The sequence below is a fragment of the Glaciimonas sp. CA11.2 genome, from assembly GCF_034314045.1.
Taxonomy (GTDB): Bacteria; Pseudomonadota; Gammaproteobacteria; order Burkholderiales; family Burkholderiaceae_D; genus Glaciimonas.
Map to the genome: position 1 here is coordinate 3,439,757 of NZ_JAVIWL010000001.1, position 25,487 is coordinate 3,465,243.

19 protein-coding genes are annotated in these 25,487 nt (G+C 49.3%); 16 read left to right on the forward strand and 3 right to left on the reverse strand.

The features are described from left to right. Positions 1-56: 56 nt before the first annotated feature. A complete protein-coding gene (locus RGU75_RS14875) occupies positions 57-1,253 on the forward strand; it encodes an FAD-binding oxidoreductase (RefSeq protein WP_322240550.1) in 1,197 nt (398 codons plus the stop codon). A 327-nt stretch (positions 1,254-1,580) separates the two neighbouring features. Then, entirely contained in the window at positions 1,581-2,459 is an 879-nt protein-coding gene (locus RGU75_RS14880) for a glycine betaine ABC transporter substrate-binding protein (protein WP_322237166.1), read from the forward strand. A 148-nt stretch (positions 2,460-2,607) separates the two neighbouring features. Here the strand turns inward: RGU75_RS14880 and RGU75_RS14885 are convergent, their stop codons facing one another. Further along, positions 2,608-3,510: a TorF family putative porin gene (locus tag RGU75_RS14885; RefSeq protein WP_322237168.1), complete on the reverse strand. Its 903-nt coding sequence runs from the start codon at positions 3,508-3,510 to the stop codon at positions 2,608-2,610. A gap of 626 nt (positions 3,511-4,136) precedes the next feature. Here RGU75_RS14885 and RGU75_RS14890 point away from each other — a divergent pair. The 14 genes from RGU75_RS14890 to RGU75_RS14955 all read left to right on the forward strand — a co-directional run bounded on the left by RGU75_RS14890 (position 4,137) and on the right by RGU75_RS14955 (position 23,116). Next, entirely contained in the window at positions 4,137-5,327 is a 1,191-nt protein-coding gene (locus RGU75_RS14890) for a glycine betaine/L-proline ABC transporter ATP-binding protein (RefSeq protein ID WP_322237170.1), read from the forward strand. Next, positions 5,320-6,252 (forward strand): choline ABC transporter permease subunit, encoded by a 933-nt coding sequence (gene choW / locus RGU75_RS14895; RefSeq protein ID WP_416186819.1) that lies wholly within the window; start codon positions 5,320-5,322, stop codon positions 6,250-6,252. The genes RGU75_RS14890 and choW overlap by 8 nt, the downstream gene beginning before the upstream one ends. 73 nt (positions 6,253-6,325) lie before the next feature. Further along, positions 6,326-7,456 (forward strand): GlxA family transcriptional regulator, encoded by a 1,131-nt coding sequence (locus RGU75_RS14900; protein WP_322237173.1) that lies wholly within the window; start codon positions 6,326-6,328, stop codon positions 7,454-7,456. Positions 7,457-7,800: 344 nt separating this feature from the next. Continuing rightward, the gene (locus RGU75_RS14905; RefSeq protein WP_322240554.1) at positions 7,801-8,715 is read left to right on the forward strand and encodes a choline ABC transporter substrate-binding protein; all 915 of its coding nucleotides are present in this window, start codon (positions 7,801-7,803) and stop codon (positions 8,713-8,715) included. A 195-nt stretch (positions 8,716-8,910) separates the two neighbouring features. Beyond that, a complete protein-coding gene (gene fdhA / locus RGU75_RS14910; RefSeq protein ID WP_322237175.1) occupies positions 8,911-10,113 on the forward strand; it encodes a formaldehyde dehydrogenase, glutathione-independent in 1,203 nt (400 codons plus the stop codon). 171 nt (positions 10,114-10,284) lie between these two features. After that, positions 10,285-11,172, forward strand: coding sequence for a formyltetrahydrofolate deformylase (purU, locus tag RGU75_RS14915; protein WP_322237177.1), 888 nt, complete (start codon positions 10,285-10,287; stop codon positions 11,170-11,172). Between the two features lie 597 nt (positions 11,173-11,769). Next, the gene (locus RGU75_RS14920; protein WP_322237179.1) at positions 11,770-13,149 is read left to right on the forward strand and encodes an L-serine ammonia-lyase; all 1,380 of its coding nucleotides are present in this window, start codon (positions 11,770-11,772) and stop codon (positions 13,147-13,149) included. A 116-nt stretch (positions 13,150-13,265) separates the two neighbouring features. After that, the gene (locus RGU75_RS14925; protein WP_322237182.1) at positions 13,266-14,510 is read left to right on the forward strand and encodes a sarcosine oxidase subunit beta family protein; all 1,245 of its coding nucleotides are present in this window, start codon (positions 13,266-13,268) and stop codon (positions 14,508-14,510) included. Positions 14,511-14,582: 72 nt separating this feature from the next. Further along, entirely contained in the window at positions 14,583-14,942 is a 360-nt protein-coding gene (locus tag RGU75_RS14930) for a sarcosine oxidase subunit delta (RefSeq protein WP_322237184.1), read from the forward strand. Positions 14,943-14,986: 44 nt separating this feature from the next. Then, positions 14,987-18,004 carry a sarcosine oxidase subunit alpha family protein gene (locus tag RGU75_RS14935; protein ID WP_322240556.1) on the forward strand — a complete coding sequence of 1,006 codons (3,018 nt, stop codon included), beginning with the start codon at positions 14,987-14,989 and terminating at the stop codon, positions 18,002-18,004. Between the two features lie 82 nt (positions 18,005-18,086). Next, entirely contained in the window at positions 18,087-18,662 is a 576-nt protein-coding gene (locus RGU75_RS14940; RefSeq protein ID WP_322237185.1) for a sarcosine oxidase subunit gamma, read from the forward strand. Then, positions 18,659-19,105 carry a dihydroneopterin aldolase gene (locus tag RGU75_RS14945; RefSeq protein WP_322237187.1) on the forward strand — a complete coding sequence of 149 codons (447 nt, stop codon included), beginning with the start codon at positions 18,659-18,661 and terminating at the stop codon, positions 19,103-19,105. Before RGU75_RS14940 ends, RGU75_RS14945 begins: the two co-directional genes overlap by 4 nt. 396 nt (positions 19,106-19,501) lie before the next feature. Further along, a complete protein-coding gene (locus tag RGU75_RS14950) occupies positions 19,502-21,811 on the forward strand; it encodes an NADP-dependent malic enzyme (protein ID WP_322237190.1) in 2,310 nt (769 codons plus the stop codon). 537 nt (positions 21,812-22,348) lie between these two features. Then, the gene (locus RGU75_RS14955; RefSeq protein ID WP_322237192.1) at positions 22,349-23,116 is read left to right on the forward strand and encodes an SDR family NAD(P)-dependent oxidoreductase; all 768 of its coding nucleotides are present in this window, start codon (positions 22,349-22,351) and stop codon (positions 23,114-23,116) included. A 204-nt stretch (positions 23,117-23,320) separates the two neighbouring features. Here RGU75_RS14955 and RGU75_RS14960 read toward each other — a convergent pair whose 3' ends face one another. Both RGU75_RS14960 and RGU75_RS14965 read right to left on the reverse strand, forming a co-directional pair. After that, on the reverse strand, positions 23,321-24,481 hold the full coding sequence (locus RGU75_RS14960; RefSeq protein WP_322237194.1) for an NAD(P)/FAD-dependent oxidoreductase: 1,161 nt from the start codon (positions 24,479-24,481) through the stop codon (positions 23,321-23,323). Then, complete coding sequence (locus RGU75_RS14965) at positions 24,471-25,175, reverse strand: methyltransferase domain-containing protein (RefSeq protein ID WP_322237196.1); 705 nt, start codon at positions 25,173-25,175, stop codon at positions 24,471-24,473. The genes RGU75_RS14960 and RGU75_RS14965 overlap by 11 nt, the downstream gene beginning before the upstream one ends. Positions 25,176-25,487 lie beyond the last annotated feature (312 nt).

The following is a 25,487-nucleotide window of genomic DNA, read 5'->3' on the forward strand; positions in this document are numbered from 1 at the left end:
TGGAAATGTGTGTGGATAAGCTGACGTCTGTGAAACCAGATTTTCCAGAGGGTGTTATGCAGAAAAATAGTCAGCAAAGAATCAACAGCGAGCGTTTTTGGGATGCGCTACCACCGCCTTGGAATAGCGATATTCAGGAAACGCTGACGTGTATTCAGGTACGCGTGGAAACGCATGACGTTAAAAGTTTTATTTTTGCGACGCCAGATAACAGCGGCTTTACGTTCCGACCCGGCCAGTTTATTACATTGGAACTGGAGATTGAGGGCGAAACGATTAACCGTTGCTATACCATCTCTTCGACACCGACACGACCGCATACGTTGTCGATTACCGTGAAGCGCGTTCCTAACGGGTCGGTTTCAAACTGGCTTCACGACAATCTGAAAGCGGGCGACAGCGTGCGTGTGTTGGGTGCCGCTGGCGAGTTCACCTGCGTCACTTTTCCTGCCGATAAATATCTGTTTCTATCTGCCGGTTCTGGTATTACGCCATTGATGTCAATGGCGCGTACCCATTTTGATTTGTCGGATGACCGCGACATCACGTTCATTCACAGCGCTCGCACGCCGGACGACATTATCTTTGAACGCGAGTTGGCTTTGATTGCCAGCAGTCAGCAAAATTTCCGTACATGCTTTATTTGTGAGCGTCTGGGCGCACGGCGTGATTGGCATGGCCCGACCGGCATGTTGTCGTTATCCGCATTGACATTGATGGCCCCTGATTTTATGGAGCGTGAAATTTTTGTCTGTGGACCCGCGCCTTATATGAAGGCGGTGCGCAGCATGCTGGACGCCGCGGGATTTGAACGGCAGCATTATCACGAAGAAAGTTTTTCATTCGAAAATCTGCCGGAAGAAGTGCGAGAGGGCGTGTTGGAAGCAGTCCTGGAAGCGCACCAAGAGGACGCCCCCAATACCGAATTAGAAGTCGCTGCATTGACGCCTTCCACCGAAGTTGGTGCATTGGCTTTGCTGTCGGAAGTGACGAGTTTTAAGGTCATGTTTCAAAAGAGTGCTCGCGAAATAGTCTGCGGCGCGCAGCAACATGTGCTGGAAGCGGCGCGTGCCACCGGCGTCCGATTGGCCTCTTCGTGTGCGCAGGGAATGTGCGGAACCTGCAAGGTGAAGTTAATTTCAGGGCAGGTCGCGATGCAACACAAGGGCGGCATTCGTCAGCGCGAAATTGATCAGGGAATGGTGCTACTTTGCTGTAGCAAACCATTGACCGATCTTGTGATTGATAAATAATAATCGGTTGATGCAGGCGTTGTTGATGGTGTCACAGGAGATTCATTCTGATTGGTTCTGACTATTCCCGATGTTTGCTGATTTTTAGTGATTCTTTTACGTAGCTTGTGCCTTTGTTGTGTTAAGAACCTAGATCTGCAACGCGTTGGATTATCTATTATTGAACCGCTAAATAGCGTCGTAATTGAGCCAAATTTTGTCGCAAATTGCGTACTTGTGAGCTGTCTGATAGACGATGATTAACATGACGGAAAGTAAATGTTTTTGAAATCTGATTCGTCCAAAAAATTTTATGACGTTATTCATTTCACTTTTAAGAGGCTCTCAATGAAACTGCATTCAAACTCTCTGTTAATCAAGCTGTGTTGGCTGAGCCTCGGTTTAGGAATCACGGCTGTGTCAGGCTTAGCCATTGCAGACACTAAACCGGTTATCAATATTGGCTATGTCCAAGGTTGGTCAGATAGTGTTGCCACCACTTATGTCGCGGCGCAGATAATGCGAAAAAATCTTGGGTATGAGGTCAAGCTGGTGCCTGTTGATGCTGGATTGATGTGGCAAGGCGTGTCGCGGGGAGATCTGGATGCCACCATGTCTGCATGGCTGCCAGCAACACACGGTGCTTATTACGACAAACTCAAAGATAAGGTCGTTGATCTGGGTGTTAATTTTCATGGTGCCAAGATTGGCCTGATTGTGCCGGAATACGTGACGGCAAAAACGGTCGGTGATTTACAGGCACAAAAAGCAGCTTTTGACGGGCGCATCGTCGGAATTGATGCTGGTGCTGGCGTGATGATCAAGACCGAACAGGCAATTAAGGATTACGGGCTGGATTATAAGTTGATGGCAAGTTCGGGCAGTGCAATGACAGCCGAGTTGGACCGCTCCATTCGCGCACACAAGCCGATCGCCGTGACCGGCTGGATTCCGCATTGGATGTTTGCCAAGTACAAATTGAAGTTTCTTGAGGATCCTAAGAACGTGTTTGGTGACGCAGAACATGTAGATAGCGTCGCAAACCCGGGCCTGGCGGCTAAGGCGAAACCGATCAATGATCTGTTAAAGAATTTTTCCTGGAAGCCGGGCGAGATCGATAGCGTGATGTTGGCTGTACAAAACGGTGAAAAGCCAGAAGCTGCTGCAGATAAATGGGTTGCTGCGCATCCTGAGCGTGTGAAGGAATGGTTGCAGGTAGCAAACTAACCTAGGGTCGTTTTGGTCATATTGGGACTTTCTTTTAGCTGTAAATTAACCAGGACGCGTCATCCCTCATCAGGATGGCGCGTTTTGCGTTAGCTTGTCTGAACCACGCAGGTAAAAAAATGGAACGGGTATTTCGGCTAAGCTGAAATTAGAACGTTTTGGTGACGGAGACCAAAAACGTGCTTGCTAACGGATTTGATACTTCTGCCGCTCCCGCAGAATTTAATGCGCCGGTGGTGTAGTGTGCGTAAATTCCATTTTTGGCCCAGCCTTTGGTATAAGCGCCGGTCAGCGTCCAACCGCCATCAAGCACTTTTGACACTGCAATTCGGGTGTCCTGAAAGTTATAGGCTGAAAAATTTTGGACCCGCTCATAACCGTAATGTAATAGCAGGTTGTAGCCGTTACTCAGATCGAAGTTGCCGTTGAGGTCGAGATAACCGGAGCCCTGACTATTTTTGTTATTACCAACGCCCAGCGTCTTGCTGTCATAGCCAAAATAAGTCGGCGTGTAGGTGAGCCAGTATTTAACGTTAAGCCATTTATAGGTGGCCGAGGCAACTGCTTCCCCATAGTTATATTTAGTCTTAGCGAAAGACATTTCTGCGCCGGGATAAAGGTAATAGTAAATCAGGCCGCTATAACTAACATCTCCGACGGTGCCGGAATAGCCGCCATATAAATCCCATTCGACCGTACCGTTTTCAATGAAGTGATCGCTTACGCTTGACATCCAGGTTCCTGCCGACCATCCGCTGGGATGGGTATAGTCGATCCCACCTTGGATGGCTGGCTTGCCCCAGGTTTGCCGGAACCCACGTGACACGTATTGTGAGGCCAGCGTAAGGTTAGCGGTCCAAGGAGATGCGAGAAGCGTTGCTGCTTGCGGCGTATCGGTCGTTACCGGCGCTGTAGTTGTCGGCATAATTGCAGCGCTATTCGGTGCCGTCTGGGCCATTGTCGGAGCTTGATAGCCGCACGCCACGGCAGCGACTACTAAAAATAAAGTCGATTTTGGTGAAATTAAAGAATGAGATGATTTTTTAAGCATAGATAACACTCCGTTATAAATTAGCCCGATGTGATGGTTGCAAAGACGACGGGACCAACCTTCGCATCAACGCGCTAATTATTGCTGCCATGAATCTATTTAAGTGTTGGTAAATACGACCAAAAGTGATGGAATTACGACAGGACATCAGGGCGTCGTTCTGGCCTATTGAGAGGCGGAGCATTGATTGTCTTTTAACGACGGAAGTTGGTCGTTTTTTTAAAGCGATGGCGACTAAAAATAGTGCAATAACGATAATGTTGAAATGTCTATTCGCTGCGCGCAGACAGGTAAACCTGCATTGGTCTTCGCGCGACAGGGGCGCCGTCGTTTTTGATTAAGTGGTTGTCGCAAATTTTCATCCGGCGCAAAACCTTTCTGGCGACTATGGTACTAACTTACAACGCGTCTTGAACGCGCTTTTGATGCGCCGTTAATGCATGGGTTAATCCATGGGTTAATCTATTGTTAACTACAATGTTGAAGCGCTGATTGAATCGGATCAGCTTCAAAAGAATATCGGCGATCGCTCGCCAAAGTAAGTGAAGACAGTACCAAGTGATGACATCTACCGTTGACGAGTACTACAGCGCGGTAGCAGCGAACGATCGATCAGGAGGCAATTGATGAAATCAGGAAAAGTGGTCGTTGACCATCTCTACAAAGTCTTTGGAAACACGCCCGAGATAGCGCTAAGTATGCTTAAAAAAGGATACTCAAAGGATAAGATTTTTGCTGAGACCGGACAAGTGGTCGGTGTACAGGATGTTTCCTTCGAAGTGCAAGAGGGTGAGATTTTCGTACTAATGGGGCTTTCCGGGTCTGGTAAATCAACGTTGATTCGCCTGATAAACCGATTAGTTGATCCGAGCGCGGGCAGTGTTTGGGTAGATGGTCAGGACGTTGCCGCGATGTCTAAAGCGGAACTGATCGATTTGCGCAGACGTGACATGAGCATGGTGTTTCAGTCGTTTGCATTGATGCCGCATCGGACTGTACTGTCGAACGCCGCCTTTGGTCTGGAAGTTGCGGGGATTCCAAAGAAGGATCGTGAACGTCAGGCGATGAAGGTTCTGGAGCAGGTCGGCCTAGCGTCATTTGCCAACAAACTGCCATGCGAGTTATCGGGCGGCATGCAACAACGGGTCGGTTTGGCGCGGGCGCTGTCGGTGAATCCGTCGCTGATGATCATGGATGAAGCATTTTCCGCACTTGATCCTTTGAAGCGTAAAGAGATGCAGGACGTCTTGCTCGAACTACAAAAAGAGCAACGCCGCACGATTATTTTTGTCTCACACGATCTGGAAGAGGCGTTTCGGATCGGTTCTCGTATCGCGATTATGGAAGGCGGGCGTTTGGTGCAGGTCGGTACGGCGCAGGAAATTATCGATAATCCGGCAGAAGAGTATGTACGCGCTTTCTTTGACGGCGTTGATACCAGTCGCTATCTGACCGCCAGCGATCTCATGCAATCAAATACGATACCGTTAATAAAATCCACCGATGAGCTAAAAGTAAATCCCCATTTATATGCAAGCAGCGGGTCCGACTTTGCCTTCGTGGTGGATGACGCACGCAAGGTGAAGGGTATCGTTCCTACACGCGGTTTTGCCGATGCCAGCGGCGTGATGCAGCCGTTGACATTGCAAAAAGTTGAACAGATTCACTATCGCACCTCACTTCGGGTGGTGATGGGGAAATTGATCGCCAGTCCGGTTCCACTTCCTGTAGTCGACGAAAATGGCTGTTATTGCGGCGCGATCAGTCAATCCATGATTCTTCAAGCACTATCCAAACCGGAGGGCTCTCATGTCTGACACTATTCCACTCGGACGTTGGGTCGATCACGGCGTCCACTATATTCTTGACAAACACGGCAACAGTTTTGACGCCTTTGGCAGCGCCATCAGCTGGTTTGCCGAATCCATCGAACATGGTCTGCAAATACTACCGATCTGGGTTTTGGTAGGTTTCTTTATTGTGATGGGTGTGTGGCGGGTTGGCTTCAAGTTTGCACTATTTACGCTAATTGCCTTCCTGGTCATCATTGGTACCGGTTTTTGGGATCAGATGGTGGTGACGTTGGGATTGACCATTTCTGCAACGCTCATTAGTTTAGCGCTCGGCATTCCATTGGGTATATGGGCCGCAAATAGCAAAAGGGTGGCAATGGTTGTGCGTCCGATACTCGATCTGATGCAAACGATGCCCGCATTCGTGTACTTGATTCCAGCGGCGATGATGTTTGGTCTGGGGCGAGTACCAGGTATTATTTCGACCGTCATTTTTGCCATGCCACCAGCCGTTCGTTTAACCGCGCTTGGTATTCGTCATGTCAATAATGAGATTATTGAAGCAGGGCAAGCTTTTGGTTGCACGCCTTGGCAATTGCTCTATAAAGTACAGTTTCCAAATGCTTTGCCATCGATCATGGCAGGAATTAACCAAACGATTATGATGGCGTTATCGATGGTGATTATTGCATCAATGGTCGGTGCGGGTGGATTGGGTAACGATGTGTTGGCGAGTATTCAACGGCTGGATATTGGCCTTGGATTTGAAAGTGGCTTGAGCGTGGTATTGTTGGCGATTATTTTGGATCGGATTACTGAAAGTTTTGGCACCACGCCTGAAGCTGGCAAGGTACAGCGATTCTTTAAGTTGCGCAAAATGTTTAGCAAGCATCGGGCATCTTCGGAAAGCGGCGAGACAGCCGGTGTCCAGTTGACCCAATTGCCATAATAAAAGACTGGGAATTGCTTGAATGCGCGAGGGATTTCCCTCGCGTCCAGATCGGATGTCGGATGGAGATCACATGGCGTCGCAACAAGTACCCGCAATAGTTTTGTCCCAGCCTGCGGCATTAGCCGCTGCTTACAGTCACACTGGCGAATCAAAATTTGGCAACACCACGCATTTTGGTTTTTTGACGCTATCGAATTTTTCCATGATTGCCTTTTCGAGTGCGATCGAAGTTTTACGTATGGCGAACTATATCAGCGGTCAACCACTTTATCGCTGGTCTGTCATCAGCATGGATGGCCGCCCCGTACCGGCCAGCAATGGCTTGCCAGTGTCGCCGACGCAGACTCTGGAACAGGCGGGTATTCCAGACGTTCTGTTTGTCTGTGGCGGTGTCCATATTCATGACGCCGTCAATGAAAAACTATGTGCGCTTCTGTTGAAGCTGGCTCGCAGCCACGTCAAGCTTGGCGGTATATGCACTGGCAGCTATGCGTTGGTCAAAGCCGGATTGATGAACGGTTATCAATGTGCGATTCATTGGGAAAATCTTTCTGCGTTGCGTGAGGAATTTCCTAAAGTCCTCTTCTCTGAAGGATTATTTTCGATTGATCGGGATCGATTGAGTTGCTCCGGTGGCACCGCCCCAATTGACTTAATGCTGCATCTGACCGCCACCAGCTTCGGCAAGACGCTGGCTGCAGAAATTTCAGAGCAATTCATTCTCGAACGAATACGCGATAGCAATTATCAGCAACATATTCCGATTGCGGCGCGCCTGGGATTTAGTCGCAAGGAATTAATTGAAGTGGCGCGCCTGATGGAGTCGCATATCGAGGAGACCTTGTCTTTCGATGAAATCGCGCGATTGGTGGGGCTCTCCCAGCGTCAGTTGCAGCGTATGTTTAAATATTATCTTGATGTCACACCAACGCATTATTATTTGCAACTACGGTTGCGGCGCGCCCGTGAATTGTTGCTTCAGACTGCCATGTCAATCATGAGCGTCACCGTGGCTTGTGGATTTCAATCATCCTGCCACTTCAGTAAAGCGTACCGCAATCAGTTTGGACGATCACCGAGTAGTGAACGTCATTTACATCATCCATTTCTTGCCGCCACCGATCATTTGCTTCCGCGTGAAGAGCTGGATGCTTCGGGCGCTGCCGCAGCATCAAAGGTATTTGACGCAGACAGACAATAGGATGTCGCAATCTATCCACGTCGCACGGGTTGCGGAGTGTAATTTATAGGTATTGCACGGCGGCATACTATTGAAGAGTTAAAGCTGATGTGCGGCAATAAATAGTTACTTATGGTGACAAATCCCTGATTGATACACGATGTCTGATCCGGGGCTCTAAGAAACATACTGAATCTTGCGCCGCTACTTGCAATGAATTGCATAAGGCGTTAATCGTTAAATCAAGAAATAGAAAAGCATCTTTTTGTTGCCAGTTTTTATACTCGGCATGCCAGTTCTTTGTTCGGAGAAACGCAATGAAATGTTTTAATCGTAAGGTGATCGCTCGTGTTGCTGCGGTAGGGATGCTTAGCACCTTGATGTTAACAAATGTAGCATCGGCAAGCGAGGCAAAAGCTTGCCAAAATGTCCGATTTGCCGACGTCGGATGGACCGATATCGCCGCCACAACCGGTTTGGCATCGGTCGTGTATGACGCTTTGGGGTATCACACAACCAAAACCATCGCGTCGGTACCGATCACTTTTGCCGGTATAAAAAATAAGCAGATTGATATATTTTTAGGTTATTGGTCACCAACGATGGACCCGATGATCGCACCATTTTTGAAAGACAATAAGCTTAAAGTTTTGGCCGCCCCGAACCTCACCGGCGCGAAATATACGCTCGCTGTACCGAGTTACGTCTATGACGCTGGTCTAAAAACGTTCGGTGATATCGCAAAGTATTCGAAAGAACTGGACGGAAAAATTTATGGCATCGAACCTGGAAATGATGGCAATGCGGTGATATTGAAAATGCTTGGAAAAAACGAATACAACTTGAAAAGTTTCAAGCTGATTGAATCCAGTGAAGCGGGAATGATGGTCGAACTTGGTCGTGCGGTTAAACAAAAGAAATGGATCGTATTTCTTGGCTGGGAACCGCATCCAATGAACGTTCAACAAAAGATCAACTTTCTAACCGGTGGTGATGATGTGTTTGGACCAAATTATGGTGAAGCCAAAGTTTTTACAGTTCTTCCTGCGGACTATCAGGCGCGTTGTCCCAATGCCGATCAACTAGCCCAAAATTTACACTTTACGACTGACATGGAAAATCAGGTGATGCTACCGATCATGGAAAGAACCGACCCGAAAGAAGCAGCCAAGGCGTGGCTAAAAAAGAATCCTGACGTCCTCAGCAAGTGGTTAATGGGCGTGAAAACGTTTGATGGAAAAGAGGGTTTGCCAGCTGTGAAGGCAGCGCTTGGCTTGTGAGAAATTAATCATTATTTGTTTCCCCTTTCTGTCGCTTGCATTGCCGTTATCAAGAAAAAATATAACGACAAGCGTGTCGGAGAGGGAGGCGGAGAACGCTCCGGAAGAATTGGCCGCCGAATTTTATTTTTTAGCGGTATCAGCGACCCAATTTAACGGAAATATACACTCTGATTTTAATCAGGAGGAGATCATATGTCAGAAAATCGCGGTGTCGTCTATGTCGGTGACGGCAAGGTAGAAGTACATTCCATTCCGTTTCCAAAACTGGATAATCCCCAAGGTAAGAAAATTGCGCATGGCGTCATTTTAAAAGTTATTTCCACCAATATTTGTGGCTCAGATCAGCATATGGTGCGCGGTCGTACTACCGCACCAACTGGCTTGGTATTGGGACATGAAATTACGGGTGAAGTGATTGAATGCGGTTCGGACGTGGAGACGCTGAAAAAGGGTGATTTGGTATCAGTGCCGTTCAACGTTGCGTGCGGCCGCTGTCGGACATGCAAGGAGCAACACACTGGCGTATGCGAAACAGTCAACCCCGCCCGTGCTGGCGGCGCTTATGGCTACGTCGACATGGGTGGCTGGATTGGCGGTCAGTCAGAATATGTGATGGTGCCGTATGCCGACTTTAACTTATTGCGCTTTCCCGATAAGGATCAGGCAATGTCAAAAATCCGCGATCTGACATGCTTATCTGATATTTTGCCAACCGGTTATCACGGTGCGGTCACTGCGGGTGTGGGTCCCGGTACTACGGTGTACGTGGCCGGGGCGGGGCCGGTCGGCCTTGCCGCGGCAGCTTCTGCACGATTATTAGGCGCAGCGGTAGTGATCGTGGGTGACGTGAATCCTTTGCGTTTAATCCATGCGCGCAATGTCGGTTTTGAAACCGTCGATTTATCGCTCGATGCCACACTCAGCGATCAGATAGAAAAAATTCTTGGAACGCCCGAAGTCGATTGCGCCATTGATTGTGTTGGTTTTGAAGCGCGTGGTCATGGGCATGCTGGTGCACAGGAAGAGGCGCCAGCTACCGTACTCAACTCCTTGATGGAAATCACACGGGTTGCTGGCAAGATTGGTATTCCCGGCTTGTACGTTACTGAAGATCCTGGTGCAACTGATCTGGCCGCTAAAAAAGGCAGTCTTAGCATACGCCTGGGTTTAGGGTGGGCAAAGTCGCATAGCTTTCACACCGGTCAAACGCCAGTAATGAAGTACAACCGGCAATTGATGCAGGCGATCTTATGGGATCGGATCAAGATAGCAGACATTGTCGGTGTTGAAGTCATCACGCTGGATAGTGCTCCAAAAGGCTACGAACAGTTCGATGCAGGTGCTCCGAAAAAGTTTGTCATTGATCCACATAATTTGATCAAACGTGCGGCCTGATGATGGATTGGCGAGATCCGCTCATTAGCAGATAATGTCTTCAGCATCTTTATGCTCCAAAAAAAGAGCTTGATCGACTTGACGTGATCAAGCTCTTTTTGATTGACGGCTTTGTTGATTAAATGATGCGTTTTTTTAAATTAAGTTGTCATGCACGATAAGAGGTTTTTGATGAAAAATACACCGACTTACGGCCTTACTTTGTCCTGTCCAAGCGAGGTTGGTCAGGTCGCTGCCGTCGTCAAATTTTTGGCAGATCGACAGTGTTACATTGCTGAAATTGCAGTCTTTGACGATGATGATTTTCGTACCTTTTTTCTGCGATGTATCTTCCGCGCGCCCGAGGACGAATCTCTTCAGCAGGAGCGTTTACGTGCGGATTATTATGCACATTTATGCGCAGATTTTTCCGTCATAGCGGAACAATTTGGCATGCATTGGCAGATTCACGATATGCACCATCGTCCGAAAGTGGTCGTCATGGTGTCAAAGTTAGATCACTGTCTGGCTGATTTGCTGTTCCGTTGGAAAATGGGCGAGTTACCGATGGATTTCACCGCGATCATATCTAATCACCCCGATCTTGCACCGCTGGCGGCGGCGCACAATATTCCCTTCCATCATTTGCCGGTTACCCAGGAAACCAAGGCAGAGCAAGAGGGTGAAGTGTTAGCGTTGATCGCGGGTTACGGAGCAGAGCTGGTGGTGTTGGCGCGTTATATGCAAATATTTTCAGAGGAAACGAGTGCGACATTGCGTGGCAAGGCGATCAATATTCACCATTCTTTTCTACCCAGCTTTAAAGGAGCTAAACCTTACCATCAGGCATATCAACGCGGCGTCAAGCTCATTGGTGCGACATCTCATTTCATCACCGATGATCTGGATGAAGGCCCGATCATTGAGCAGGCGGTGGAGCGCGTCGACCATACTTATACGCCAGAAAAATTGTTAGCTGTCGGGCGGGATGTGGAGTGTCTGGCATTGTCGCGGGCAGTACAATATTTTATTGAACACAGGTTATTCGTCAATGCCAATCGGACGGTGATTTTGCAGTAGGACCAGTTACGGGTACGGGTGTTTCTTTGGAGTAATCGTTGTTAGTTTTACGGAGCGGATCGGTCAGCAATCAGGGTTGATTTTTTTTATTGAAACAATCTCTGTACGTACGTCGCTACTTCCAGCAGCGTGCCATTTAGGTCTCACGCAAGGAAGATTGCTGGCGGCGCTCTTGCGAGTAAGTCCCGGAAGGCAATGGGAGGCTTTTAACACGCAGAAGCGCATCCTCAGTGCATATATCGGTGCACATACCGGCGCAAATATGCATATTTCTCCATTTTTTGTCCACATCGTCCAGATTGTCCAGATTGTCAAAATCACCGCAAATCACACCAATTACGACATCCGTGTCGGAAAAATACAAACGCCTGTCATCTTTGGAAAATAGTGGTCGTTCCGTTGGATCAAGAATGGGTCAAGGAAAAGCGGACTGCGTAACCGCATCAAACCTAGGCGTTGGTTGAGGTTTGCCAAGGGGCGGCGGTTGTTTCGCCGGGTTTAGACGGTCGTTATTCCAACATATCGTATCTACTTCAAGGGAGTCGTGATGCACGTTCTGGAAAATAGTTTCAATGATTTCTTTTCTACAAGCACGCGATGAGCATTAGCACCTTTGATCTTTTTAAGGTTGGTATCGGGCCATCAAGCTCGCATACCGTCGGGCCGATGATCGCCGCGTCGCGGTTTGCCAGGTATTTGCAACAGAGTGGCTTGTTGGGAGCGGTCAGTGCAATACGCTCCGAGTTATATGGATCGCTTGGTGCAACGGGAAAAGGCCATGGCACCGACAAGGCAGTGTTGCTTGGGCTGGAGGGCTATTTGCCCGATCAGATAGACCCGGATTTTGTCGAGCCGCGCCTTACCGAGATACGTCGGACTAAACAGTTGCTGCTCAACGGTGCGCACCCGATAGCGTTAAGTGAAAAAGAGCATTTACTCTTTTTTCGCCGTGAATCGTTGCCGCAACACCCAAACGGCATGCGCTTTCTGGCCATGGATGCCAGCGGAAAAGTGCTTGCGCAAAAGGAGTATTACTCGGTTGGCGGTGGCTTTGTCGTCAGTCAGGAAGGGCAGCCGATCAATGGCGTGCAGGTGAACGGGCCAGATGTGGCCCATCCGTTTCATTCTGGAGATGACCTGCTGCGGATTTGCAGGGAAAAAGAGTTGACCATCGCGCAATTGATGATGGAAAACGAAAAGTATTGGCGCACCGCAGAGGAAGTGCGCAGCAAGTTGCTTGGTATTTGGGATGTGATGGCTGGTGCGATTAAGCGTGGTTGCGCCACTGATGGCGAGTTGCCCGGACCGATGCGCGTTAAGCGTCGTGCGCATGAGTTATCGCAGCAACTTCGGAATCGCTCTGAAGAGTCACTTAATGATCCGCTCTCGATGCTGGATTGGGTGAATCTGTATGCGATGGCTGTCAATGAAGAAAACGCTGCGGGCGGGCGGATCGTCACGGCACCGACCAATGGTGCGGCAGGCGTCATTCCCGCAGTGTTGCAGTATTACATCAAGTTTGTGCCGGGTGCCAATCTTGATGGCGTGATGACTTTCTTGCTGACGGCCGCCGCGATTGGATTGATCTATAAAGAAAACGCTTCTATCTCAGGTGCAGAAGTTGGCTGTCAGGGCGAAGTCGGTGTTGCCTGTTCGATGGCGGCGGGTGCGCTTGCATCAGTGCAAGGCGGTACGACAGAGCAGATCGAGAACGCAGCCGAAATCGGGATGGAGCACAACCTTGGTATGACCTGTGATCCGGTTGGCGGGCTGGTACAAATCCCTTGCATTGAGCGCAATGCGATGGGCGCGGTCAAGGCCATCAATGCTGCCAGAATGGCGTTACGCGGAAACGGCAAACATTATGTATCGCTAGATAAAGTGATCAAAACCATGATGCAGACCGGTGCTGATATGAAGACCAAATATAAAGAAACATCGCGTGGTGGACTGGCGGTCAACGTGATTGAATGCTGACCAATCGTGATCATCAAGGCTGATTCAGCATACATCATCAAGTTTAAAAATTTTATCCGATCATCCAAACCAGTTATCCATATTTTATACAGCACCCGCATTCTTTTAGGAAAATCATGCGTAATTATTCGATATTCAGTTTGATCCGTAACGGACTTTCTTACCATGAAAACTGGCAGCGGGCCTGGAAAAGCCCTGAGCCAAAAACTGAGTATGACATTGTCATTATTGGTGGCGGCGGTCATGGTCTGGCGACGGCTTATTATCTGGCAAAAGTACACGGTCTGCGCAATATTGCGGTGATCGAAAAAGGCTGGATCGGCGGTGGCAATACGGCTCGTAATACCACCATCGTACGTTCAAATTATTTGTGGGATGAGTCTGCGGGCCTGTATGAAAAAGCCATGCAGTTGTGGGAAGGCCTTTCCGAAGATTTGAACTATAACGTCATGTTCAGCCAGCGTGGCGTGATGAATCTGGCGCATACCTTGCAAGACGTACGCGATACCGATCGTCGGATTAATGCCAATCGTCTTAACGGCGTTGACGCTGAATGGCTGACACCAGCGCAGGTGAAAGAAATCGTTCCGATCATTAACTTGAATAGCCACTATCCAGTACTTGGCGCATCGTTTCAACGGCGTGGTGGTGTGGCGCGCCATGATGCGGTGGCGTGGGGTTATGCACGGGGTGCGGATGCACGCGGCGTCGATATTTTGCAGAACTGCGGCGTGACCGGTATCCGTCGTGAAAACGGTGCGGTGACCGGGGTAGAAACAGTCAAGGGCTTTATCAAGGCTAAAAAAGTAGCGGTAGTGGCCGCGGGTAGTTCCAGTTTGATTGCCAGCATGGCTGGAATCAGATTACCGCTGGAAAGCCATCCGCTGCAAGCGTTGGTATCAGAGCCAATTAAACCAATCATTGATACGGTTGTGATGTCGAACGCCGTCCACGCGTATTTAAGTCAATCCGATAAAGGCGATCTGGTGATCGGCGCGGGGGTCGATCAATACACCGGTTATGGCCAGCGTGGAAGCTATCAAACCATCGAGAGTACGTTGCAGGCAATTGTGGAAATGTTTCCGGTGTTGAGCCGGGTTCGCATGAATCGGCAATGGGGTGGCATTGTGGATGTGTCGCCGGATGCATGCCCGATTATCTCGCTGACCGATATTAAGGGTTTGTACTTTAACTGCGGATGGGGAACCGGCGGCTTTAAAGCCACGCCAGGATCAGGTTGGGTGTTTGCCCACACCATCGCTAACGATAGTCCGCATCCGCTGAATGCACCATTCTCGTTGGATCGCTTTTATACCGGCCATCTGATCGATGAGCATGGCGCTGCAGCGGTTGCACATTAAACGCTTGGCAACAATGCCGACGAGAAGAACAAAGCATACCCCATTATAAAAGACAGATTCTGGAGAAATACCATGTTATTGATCACTTGCCCATGGTGCGGGCCGCGTGCAGAGAGCGAATTTCATTGCGGTGGTGAGGCGGATATTGCGCGCCCTTTAAATACAGAGAATTTAACTGATAAAGAATGGGGCGACTACCTGTTCATGCGCAAAAATCCACGCGGTGTGCACCGTGAACAATGGGTGCATAACCAGGGTTGTCGTCGCTGGTTCATGGCTGAGCGCGATACGGTCACGTATGAAATTTTGGGATATAGCAAGTTTGGTGATGGTGTTGTTCATCAGGGCGCATCTGTTGGTAAAGAAATTGCAGCAGTGGCATCGGTAGCAGCGTCGACTGTGACGTCGACAGCAGCGGGGAGCGCAGTATGAACGCCGTAACCAAGGTGGATAGTAAGTTGGACACCAAGCCATCCATGGAACCAACTAAAAATCAAAGTCATCGTTTGATGGAAGGCGGCAGAATCAATCGCCAACAACCGGTCATGTTTTCCTTTAATGGTAAAACTTATCAAGGGTTTCACGGCGATACGTTGGCGTCCGCGTTACTCGCGAATGGCGTCCATTTTGTTGCACGCAGCTGGAAATATCATCGGCCGCGCGGGATTGTCACCGCCGGTGTTGAGGAGCCGAATGCATTGGTGCAACTCGAAACTGGCGCTTACACGGTCCCGAATGCCCGCGCTACAGAGCTTGAGCTTTACCATGGGCTGACTGCGACCAGCGTCAACGCTAAGCCGAACATCGAAAATGATCGGATGGCGGTGAATCAACTCATTGCGCGTTTTATTCCAGCCGGGTTTTACTACAAAACATTTAAGTGGCCGCGTAGTTGGTGGGGCAAGTATGAGGAAGTGATCCGCGCCGCTGCCGGTTTGGGCAAGGCACCTGCCGAACTGGACCCTGATCGTTACGAGAAAACCTATGCCCATTGCGACGTCTTGATCGCCGGTGGCGGACCTGCGGGTTTGGCTGCCGCCTGGGTCGCTGGCAAATCCGGTGCGCGTGTGATTCTGGTGGATGATCAGGCTGAACTGGGCGGCAGTCTGTTGTCTGGCCCGGCTATCATCGACGGCAAGCCCGCCACGGCGTGGGCGGCACATATTGCAGCAGAATTGCGCAACATGCCGGAGGTGATAGTCCTGACGCGCAGTACGGTGTTTGGCTATCAGGATCACAATCTGTTGACGGTCGCAGAGCGATTGACCGAGCACTTGCCATTGATTTCACGCGGAAAATTACGCGAGCGTCTTTGGAAAGTCAGGGCCAAACATGTGATTCTGGCGACCGGTGCACACGAGCGTCCTATCGTATTTGGCAATAATGATTTGCCGGGCATCATGCTGGCTTCCGCAATTTCGACTTATATCCATCGGTATGGCGTATTGCCGGGTCGCAATGCAGTGATTTTTACGAATAACGATGATGGCTATCAGTCTGCGCTCGATCTAAAAAGCGTCGGTGCGCAAGTCATGGTGATTGATCCGCGTGCCGCCAGTAATAGCAGTTTGCCTGCGTTGGCTAAACGTCACGGCATTACCATCATCAATAACGCGGTAGTGGTTGCGGCCACAGGTGGTCGCCATGTCAAGTCGGTCGAAGTGGCCACGCACGTTGATGGCGTACCGGGAGCGGCGATCAATACGTTCTCCTGCGATCTGATCGGGATGTCAGGCGGTTGGAATCCAGTGCTGCACCTTTTTGCACAATCGGGTGGAAAAGCACAATGGGATAATGGAAAAGCGTGTTTCGTCCCCGGTTCTGCGATGCAAAAGGAAACCAGCGTCGGTGCTGCCAATGGCGATTTTAGGTTGGGTGGTGCGCTGCGTGATGGTGCACTAGCGGCACAACACGCGGTCAATGCGCTACATTTTAAATTATCAGCTATACCAACCTGGAAAGTCGCCGATATTGCGGAAGCGCCGATATTCCCTTTATGGTTGGTGGGAGATCGCACACGCGTCGGACGTGGCCCGAAACAATTTGTCGATTATCAAAATGATGTGTCGGCGGCGGATATTTATCTCGCGGCGCGTGAAGGTTATCACTCGGTCGAGCACGTGAAGCGATATACCGCGCTGGGCTTTGGTACCGATCAGGGTAAGTTGGGCAACATTAACGGAATGGCAATTCTCGCCGAAGTATTAGGCAAGACCATTCCTGAAACCGGCACCACGACTTTCCGCCCAAACTATACGCCGGTCACATTCGGCACTGTGGCTGGACGCGAATTGGGTGATTTTTTGACGCCGATTCGCAAAACTTGCATCCACGAATGGCATGAAGAACAGGGGGCGTTGTTTGAAGATGTCGGCAACTGGAAGCGTCCCTGGTATTACCCGCGCGGTAATGAAAATTTGCATCAGGCGGTGGCGCGGGAATGTCTGTCCGCTCGCAATAGTGTTGGGATATTGGATGCATCGACCCTTGGAAAAATCGATGTGCAAGGCCCCGATGCGATCACATTGCTGAACTGGATGTACACCAATCCGTGGAACAAACTTGAAGTCGGAAAGTGCCGTTATGGTTTGATGCTGGATGAGAACGGTATGGTCTTCGACGATGGCGTTACAGTGCGTCTCGGTGAACAGCATTTTTTGATGAGTACGACAACCGGCGGTGCAGCGCGCGTGCTCGACTGGATGGAGCGCTGGCTGCAAACTGAGTGGCCGGACCTGAAAGTTAATCTGACCTCGGTCACGGATCATTTTGCAACCTTTGCCGTGGTGGGTCCAAAGGCGCGTCAGGTATTGCAAAAAGTGTGCAAAGATATTGATTTTTCGAACGCGGCATTTCCTTTCATGTCGTTTCGCGACGGATCGATTAAGGATGTTGTCACCCGCATTATGCGCATCAGTTTTTCGGGCGAGCTGTCGTATGAAGTCAATGTGCCTGCAAACATGGGGCGGGCCATTTGGGATGCGATTATTGCCGCTGGTGAAGAATTTGATATCACGCCGTACGGCACCGAAACCATGCATGTATTGCGGGCAGAAAAGGGTTACATCATCGTTGGTCAGGATACTGATGGCTCGGTGACGCCGTTTGATCTGGGGATGGGTGGCCTATGCGCAAAATCGAAAGACTTTCTTGGTAAGCGTTCATTGACGCGCTCTGATACCGCGAAGGAAGGACGCAAGCAACTGGTCGGCCTGCTCACGAATGACCCCGCATTTGTATTACCTGAAGGTGGACAAATTCTGGTCGCACCAACGGATGGTAATGCGCCTTCGACCAAGATGATCGGGCATGTCACATCCAGTTATTTTAGCCCGATTTTACAGCGCTCAATTGCCTTTGCGCTGATCAAAGGCGGATTAAGCAAGATGGGCGAGAGCGTTACCGTTCCGACTGCATCGGGTGGTTATGTCAACGCCAAAATTAACAGTCTGGTTTTTTATGATGTAGAAGGAGTTCGTCAACATGTTGAATGATGCCAACCACCTGTCTCAGGATTTCAAACCGCAAGATCTTCGGGCCCCTGCGCCGATAATCAATCTATCAGGTGCATTGAAAATGACGTCGCCACTAGCCAGCGTGGCGGGATTAATGGGACCGCTTTCTTCCGGAACGAATCAGGCCTTTAGCGTTTATGAACGACCGTTTCTGGAGTTAATTAACGTCAAAGGAGAGGCTCACTCTGATGTGTTTCTGGCGGCAATCAAAAAGGCAACCGGCGCAACGTTACCGCTAGTACCGAATACCGTTTCGGAAAGCGATGATTACATCATCTATTGGCTCGCTCCCAACGAGTGGTTGATTCAGTCAACCCAACCGCGCGTGTCGGTAATTGATGCTGCACTGGGAAAATTTCTGGCGGGACAATTCGCCTCGGTTGTGGATATTAGCAGTGGCAATACAACCCTTGTCATGATGGGTGAAAAAGTACGTTCCGTTTTGCAGAAAGGTTGCCCACTCGATTTTCATTCAAGGGTTTTTACGGTTGGACAGTGCGCACAAAGTCATTATTTCAAAGCTGGTATCGTGCTGCGACCGCTTGCTAATGGCAATGTCGAAGTGATCATCCGTCGTAGTTTTGCCGATTATTTTGGTCGCATTCTGGTTGATGCCGCCGAGGAGTATGTTTCATGAAAAGTGAACATATTGCCAGCGGCGTGCGTTGGCAAATATTTATCGAAGGGTTACATTTGATGACGTATGTGGGTTTGCATGCGCATGAATATCAGCAGCAGCAAGCAGTCGAATTGGATATCGAAATGTCTTACCGGCCTGGTCGGCAACAAGGACAACAAAGCGATCATGCTGATTCGATTATCGACTATGACCAATACTGCACCTTGTTATCCACGTTTATGCAGGAAAAGCCGCATACATGCTTGCTGGAAACCCTGGCGTCAGAGGTTGCAAGCTTATCGTTTCGTGACTATCCAATGCTGGAAGAGATTAAGGTCGCGATCCATAAACCAAAGATCCGTGCGAATGCAGCGCGGCTTGGTGTATCGGCTTGCTGGACCAGATGGAGTTATGAAACATTACTGATTCAGCAGCCACAAGAGGTTGTCATGAATACATAATGTTGCGTCGCAACAGACTTAATGTTATCAATTAATGTAAGAAAAAAATGGTTGAATCAGCGTGTTTTGAATAGGTGGTCTAAGATTTGTTAAGATGCTGCATGTCCGTAAGGCATGCTTTTATAAGAGGCCTGCAATTTGCAGGCCTTTTTGTTTGTGGCACGCATTTTGGTGTGCATTGAGGTGGCCATTGTGGTGTAAGTTGAGGTGGTTAAAAAATTATTCTTTAACGTTTAATTTGTCCACGTTTGGGCTATCATTTCGAGCACAAGAATAATCGCGCCGATCGCCAACGGTTATGGCTAATGGCGCCGTGACGGATCACCAATTTCGACGTTGACCGTCGTATTGATATATTTTCTTTGAGACATTTTTCACCTATTTTGGAGACATATCATGACTAAAGACAAGACTTTGTCACCCGCCGAACAGGCACTGCGCGAAGATGCGCTTGAGTATCACCGCAGCCCTTCGCGCGGAAAAATTAAGGTTGTTCCGACTAAGCCGTTGTCGAATCAGCGCGATTTGTCGCTGGCTTATTCGCCCGGCGTTGCATACGCCTGTCTGGCGATTGAAGAGAATCCGGAATTGGCGGTTGACTTTACATCGCGCGCTAATTTGGTGGGCGTTATCACTAACGGCACTGCGGTGCTTGGTTTGGGTGACATCGGTCCATTGGCGAGTAAGCCGGTGATGGAAGGTAAGGCGTGTTTGTTTCAAACTTTTGCTGGTATTGATGTGTTTGACATCGAATTGGCAGAACGTGATCCTGACAAACTGGTCGAGATGATCGCTGCGTTGGAACCGACGTTAGGCGGCATCAACCTGGAAGACATCAAGGCGCCAGAATGTTTCTACATTGAAAAAAAACTACGTGAACGGATGAACATTCCGGTGTTTCATGACGACCAACATGGCACCGCAATTATCTCCGCTGCTGCGTTGTTAAACGGATTGGAACTGGTTAATAAGAATATCGGCGAGATTAAGCTGGTGGCGTCTGGCGCTGGTGCTGCCGCCATTGCTTGTCTGGACCTGATGGTTGAGCTTGGTGTACAGCGTGAGAATATGTTCGTCTGCGATTCTCGCGGCGTCATACACGATGCGCGCGAAGATAAACTCGATGAATCAAAGCAGCGTTATGTCAGAAAAACTTCAGCCCGGACTTTGGCCGACGCCATTAAAGGTGCGGATGTGTTTTTGGGTTGTTCCGCGGCTGGCGTCTTGACGCCAGAGATGGTCAAGACGATGGGTACGCAGCCGATCATTTTGGCGCTGGCAAATCCGGAGCCGGAAATTCGTCCGGAATTGGCATTAGCTGCACGTCCGGATTGTATTATCGCAACTGGCCGTTCGGATTATCCGAATCAGGTGAATAACGTTTTGTGCTTCCCGTACATCTTTCGTGGCGCGTTGGATTGCGGCGCAACGCGGATTACTGAGGCAATGAAAATCGCTTGTGTACGTGAAATTGCCGATCTGGCGAAAGCCGAGATTAGCGAAGAAGTAGCGAGCGCATACGCAGGGCAAGAACTGCGTTTTGGGCCGGAATACATTATTCCGAAACCTTTTGATTCACGGTTGATTTTGCGTATCGCGCCAGCAGTCGCACGCGCAGCCGAAGAATCCGGTGTGGCCACACGACCAATCAAGGATATGGTCGCCTATCGCCAGTCATTGACACGCTTTGTTACCCATACCGGCATGTTTATGCGTCCAGTCTTTGAAGCTGCGCGTCTTGACCCCCAGCGTATCGTCTATGCCGAGGGTGAGGACGAACGGGTCTTGCGTGCAGTGCAAATCGCGTTGGAAGAAAAATTGGTCCGTCCTATTTTGATCGGCCGTCCGGCTGTGATCGAGGCACGTATCGAGCGCGCCGGTTTGCGGCTTAAAGTCGGCCGGGATTTCGAGCTGGTCAATCCGGAAGACGATGCACGCTTTCGTCAATATTGGGAGGCATACCACGAACTCAAGGCGCGTGATGGCGTCACGCCGGAAATGGCCAAATCCATGCTGCGTCGTTCCAACACGATTATCGCGGCAATGCTGGTCAAACTAGGTGATGCAGACGGTATGTTGTGCGGCTTGGTCGGACGCTTCGATGGTCATCTGGAACATGTTGGCGACATCATTGGTTTGCGTGAAGGCGCGAAAGGCTTTGCCACGCTCAACGGATTAGTGCTGGATCGGCACACGCTCTTCATTGCTGACACCTCCGTCAACGATGATCCGACTGCCGAACAATTAGCGGACATTGCCGCCATGGCGGTTGAAGAAGTACGGCGTTTTGGCGTGCCGCCAAAAGTGGCATTTTTGTCGCATTCCATGTTCGGCTCCAGCACTCGCCCATCGGCTTTGAAGATGCGCGCAGCAAGAAACGTATTCGCCGCGCGCATGCCGGATGTGGAATCCGATGGTGAAATGCACGGCGACGCAGCATTGAGCGCAGATATCCGTGCCCAATATCTGCCAAAATCGACACTGACCGGAAACGCTAATGTGTTGATCATGCCAAATCTGGATTCGGCCAATATCCTGTTCAATGTATTGAAGATGACCGGTGGACAGGGCGTCACAGTTGGCCCGGTATTATTGGGTGCGGCGGCGGCGGTGCATGTTCTGACACCTTCCGCTACCGTACGCAGGGTGGTCAATATGACAGCGTTGGTGGTGGCGAATGCGATCTCTAAAAAGCAGGGTAACTAATGGCGTCGCTTAGTTAATGTGAGCTGGCAAATCTCATAGGTCACAAGATGCTCTCCCCGACGGTTGTTCAGGGAGGGCATTTTTGTTTATAGCGTTAAATTAAAATAGGACGGCATTTGTTAAGTTAAATGTTGTATTTTTATCCTTTATTGTTTTCCTCAGCATAGTCGGCTGTGAGCCTGTTAGAAGTGGATTTTAGGGAGAGCTTTTAACATCTGAACGGGAAAGCTGCACGGTTTTATGCAGATCAATCAAAAAATAGAGAAAGACAAGTCAGGATCGCGGTAATATCGCGAGCACAAGTGGAGCGGTGCATGAGGAAAAGTGCACGAGGAACAGTGCAGCTCAGCAGTTCAGGTGCGCACCTTAGGAGCATTTGGCCGAATCGGGATACCCAGACAGCGCGAATACCTCGGATAGTTGCAAAGGAGCAAAGTGAATGAGGTCATTTAACTCAGTCGTGCCTTCCCAGCTTAGCCGGTGATGACATCTAATTTTTAAACGTTTGACTAATGAAAATCTACAAAAGAGGGTTATATGCAAATTAAAGATAAATGTTTTCTCATCAGCGGTGGCGGTTCCGGCCTCGGCGCAGCAACTGCACGCATGATCATTCAAGAAGGCGGGCAGGTTGTTATTGCTGATCTGAATCAGGAAGCTGGTACCGCGTTAGCCAGTGAACTTGGCAGCCGTGCACATTTTGTCGTGACCGACGTTAGCAATGAAGCGAGTGCTCAGGCGGCGGTCAATGCGGCGGTGTCAGTGTTTGGTGGATTGCACGGCTTGGTCAATTGTGCGGGTGTCGCACCGGCTAAAAAAGTACTCGGTAAAGAAGGTCCACACGGTTTCGATGATTTCGCCCGTGTAATTCAGATTAATTTAATCGGCACATTCAATATGCTGCGTTTGGCAGCAGAAGCCATTAGTAAGACTGAACCGAATGCAGACGGTGAACGCGGCGTGATCATCAACACTGCTTCAGTTGCAGCGTTTGACGGTCAGATTGGTCAAGCCGCTTATGCGTCGTCCAAAGGCGGTGTCGTGGCGTTGACGTTGCCGGTGGCACGCGAATTGGCACGTTTTGGTATTCGTGTGATGACTATTGCGCCGGGCATTATGGAAACGCCGATGTTGTTGGGTATGCCAACCGAAGTGCAAGATGCGCTGGGTAAGACAGTACCGTTTCCAGCGCGTATGGGTAAGCCGGCAGAATTTGCCGGGTTGGTAAAAACAATTGTCGAAAACGCTTATCTTAACGGCGAAGTCATTCGTCTAGATGGCGGAATCCGGATGACTGCGAAGTGATACCAGTCGTCAGATAACAAAGATTGAAGCATCAAGGCAGTGCGAAGGAAATGGATAGTCGCATTTGCTTTGATGTCATTAATAAAGACTCTTTATTCGGACACTTGCCCGATATGCGTTGGGCGCCACGCCGATGCCACTTAAATACAATACGCAAAAGATCGGTTTCGGTGTCTGTTGATATTCCCCATTGCAGGCCGGATGCTAAAAAGATTGTCCGTGTGTCTGCCGGATCAAAGATGAGAACAATTTAGGAAAAGGTTTCAAAGCGTGTATCAAAAAATTGGTGCGAGACTCGTTACCAAAGCAACGTTGTAACTGCCGTCCCACCCAAAGTCGCCTGCCGAACTGCGTTTTCCATTGATCCACATATTGCTGCTCCATTTGATGCCGGGTAACATGATTCTGTAAAAAAGCATCTATGCATCTGAAGGCGATCTGGGTGCCATGTAGCGACATGCTCATCCCATTGCCACATAACGGAGAAATCATGCCAGCGGCATCACCTATGAACAATATATGATTTTCTGCCTGGTTTTTTTTCTCAAAACTGATCTGGGAAATAGTAAGAGGCCGCTCATAACAATCCTCCATTGAAGAAAATACCTTTTTTAAAAAAGGGTTCTTTTGCAAGATATTCTTTTCCATGAGCGGAATTGAGTTGCCACTCAAGTGCAAATTTTCAGCCGTGGTCATGTAGCAGAGACAATAACGGTCATCCTCTATTTTCGAAATGCCGCAATACCCATCCTTAAAATTATGCAGGGCAATTACGTCCGCATTGAGATTCGCTCGCACATGGTATTTCACGCCAATATAATTATTCAGTTTCGTAGATTTTTTCAGAGTGAAAGCTCGTTTCCACTTTACATCGAGATTGCTGCGCTTCCCAAACGTTCCGCAGATAACCTTTGCCTGGAAATTTCCTGCAGAGGTCTGAATATGGAATAAAGACTTTTCAAAGGCAATATCCATCACCTTGGTGGCCTCATATAAAACCACCCCGCTGGTCTGTGCGAAGACAGCCAACGCCGCATCTATTTTATGTCTGCTTATGCCAAAGCCCCCAAGCGGCAATTCCTGCTCGATCGAGGCCCCATTGGGTGCCGAGATCAATACCTTCCGAATGATAGGCAGGTTCCAGTCATTGAGAGGCTGCCCTAACTCTTCCAGAAACTCCCAGCTCTCCATGGAGATATATTCCCCACAGACCTTATGAAAAGGATAGGTTTCTTTTTCGAAAAGAGCCACGGAATAGCCCTCTCTGACTAATTGAATAGAAAGAGCCAGGCCGGCCAGCCCTCCGCCCGCGATGGCTACATCATATGGATTGGCATTGTTCGACTCAGAACGTTCAACGTTCATTTTCTGTCCTGCTCACTATCAACCACCGGAACGCCCATTTCCATTGTATGGTGTAAGGATCGGCGCCAGCCTCAAACAGTATTTTCTCCCAATCCCTTTGCGTAAAACCCCGCAGGACGGATACCGGGGCATCATTTTTTACCAGATAAGAGCTTGACAACCATCCGGTCAACCACCGTATGGCGTAATACGCTATACGGTGTCGGTGCAAATCGTTGATATACCAGCCGACTCTTGCTTTTCCTCTCATCCACCCTAACATGAACACCAAGTCCTCATCCGTAAAGTGGTGGCAGAACAAAGAAGAAAAAATGATATCCGGCTTTTCTTCACCGAAAAGAACATCTTGGTAATCCGAGTGTATCCACTTTGCATTTTCTCCCTGCCATTTCCCCCGGGCTACTTCTATACAATACGCATTACTATCAATACCGGTTACGCTCACCTCGATCTGCCGCTGCTTGCAGTACTTGCTGAGTACCCTCAGGTTGTCACCGCCACCGCAGCCGATCTCGCAAATAGTCACCCGTTTTCTGTTGTTTAATAATTGCTTAAGCCCGGATAGGCTGATAGCGTGACCGCCGAGCCACGTATTGATGAAATCCAGTTCCTGCATAGTCTTTTCAATATCTTTAAAGGCAATCCCGTCACCGTCGAGCAATTCTTTTTGGTAGCTCCGCTTTGAGATATCCATAGATTTTCCTGATCAGGTTAAAAGACAGCTTTTACGCGTTTCTGAATTTATTTTCTCAAAAGCGGCAGTCTACGGATTTTCCAAATTGGGCGACTCTGTTCGATCCACAGCCGTTTGGGATTTTAAATAGCCTGCCGAGAAGCCTTCCATGTCTTTGCAGTTCACAAAAAATAGGCGAGATCGAGCCGGCATGATGGTCTTTATTCCAAAAGAGGCTGCTTAAAAAAATCAAGGGAGCAGTTTTAGCAAAATGTCAGTTATGGCAGTCTTCATCATCGCCTGGAAAAATTGAAACCAGACGCCAACATTTCG

What these genes read in the sequence shown, in the direction of transcription:
- RGU75_RS14950 (WP_322237190.1), top strand. Translation starts at nt 19,502, where the DNA reads ATGACTAAAGACAAGACTTTGTCACCCGCCGAACAGGCACTGCGCGAA.
- RGU75_RS14935 (WP_322240556.1), top strand. Translation starts at nt 14,987, where the DNA reads ATGGAACCAACTAAAAATCAAAGTCATCGTTTGATGGAAGGCGGCAGA.
- RGU75_RS14905 (WP_322240554.1), top strand. Translation starts at nt 7,801, where the DNA reads ATGCTTAGCACCTTGATGTTAACAAATGTAGCATCGGCAAGCGAGGCA.
- RGU75_RS14960 (WP_322237194.1), bottom strand. Translation starts at nt 24,481, where the DNA reads ATGAACGTTGAACGTTCTGAGTCGAACAATGCCAATCCATATGATGTA.
- choW (WP_416186819.1), top strand. Translation starts at nt 5,320, where the DNA reads ATGTCTGACACTATTCCACTCGGACGTTGGGTCGATCACGGCGTCCAC.
- RGU75_RS14930 (WP_322237184.1), top strand. Translation starts at nt 14,583, where the DNA reads ATGTTATTGATCACTTGCCCATGGTGCGGGCCGCGTGCAGAGAGCGAA.
- fdhA (WP_322237175.1), top strand. Translation starts at nt 8,911, where the DNA reads ATGTCAGAAAATCGCGGTGTCGTCTATGTCGGTGACGGCAAGGTAGAA.
- RGU75_RS14885 (WP_322237168.1), bottom strand. Translation starts at nt 3,510, where the DNA reads ATGCTTAAAAAATCATCTCATTCTTTAATTTCACCAAAATCGACTTTA.
- RGU75_RS14965 (WP_322237196.1), bottom strand. Translation starts at nt 25,175, where the DNA reads ATGGATATCTCAAAGCGGAGCTACCAAAAAGAATTGCTCGACGGTGAC.
- RGU75_RS14890 (WP_322237170.1), top strand. Translation starts at nt 4,137, where the DNA reads ATGAAATCAGGAAAAGTGGTCGTTGACCATCTCTACAAAGTCTTTGGA.
- RGU75_RS14880 (WP_322237166.1), top strand. Translation starts at nt 1,581, where the DNA reads ATGAAACTGCATTCAAACTCTCTGTTAATCAAGCTGTGTTGGCTGAGC.
- RGU75_RS14955 (WP_322237192.1), top strand. Translation starts at nt 22,349, where the DNA reads ATGCAAATTAAAGATAAATGTTTTCTCATCAGCGGTGGCGGTTCCGGC.
- RGU75_RS14900 (WP_322237173.1), top strand. Translation starts at nt 6,326, where the DNA reads ATGGCGTCGCAACAAGTACCCGCAATAGTTTTGTCCCAGCCTGCGGCA.
- RGU75_RS14875 (WP_322240550.1), top strand. Translation starts at nt 57, where the DNA reads ATGCAGAAAAATAGTCAGCAAAGAATCAACAGCGAGCGTTTTTGGGAT.
- purU (WP_322237177.1), top strand. Translation starts at nt 10,285, where the DNA reads ATGAAAAATACACCGACTTACGGCCTTACTTTGTCCTGTCCAAGCGAG.
- RGU75_RS14920 (WP_322237179.1), top strand. Translation starts at nt 11,770, where the DNA reads ATGAGCATTAGCACCTTTGATCTTTTTAAGGTTGGTATCGGGCCATCA.
- RGU75_RS14940 (WP_322237185.1), top strand. Translation starts at nt 18,087, where the DNA reads ATGACGTCGCCACTAGCCAGCGTGGCGGGATTAATGGGACCGCTTTCT.
- RGU75_RS14925 (WP_322237182.1), top strand. Translation starts at nt 13,266, where the DNA reads ATGCGTAATTATTCGATATTCAGTTTGATCCGTAACGGACTTTCTTAC.
- RGU75_RS14945 (WP_322237187.1), top strand. Translation starts at nt 18,659, where the DNA reads ATGAAAAGTGAACATATTGCCAGCGGCGTGCGTTGGCAAATATTTATC.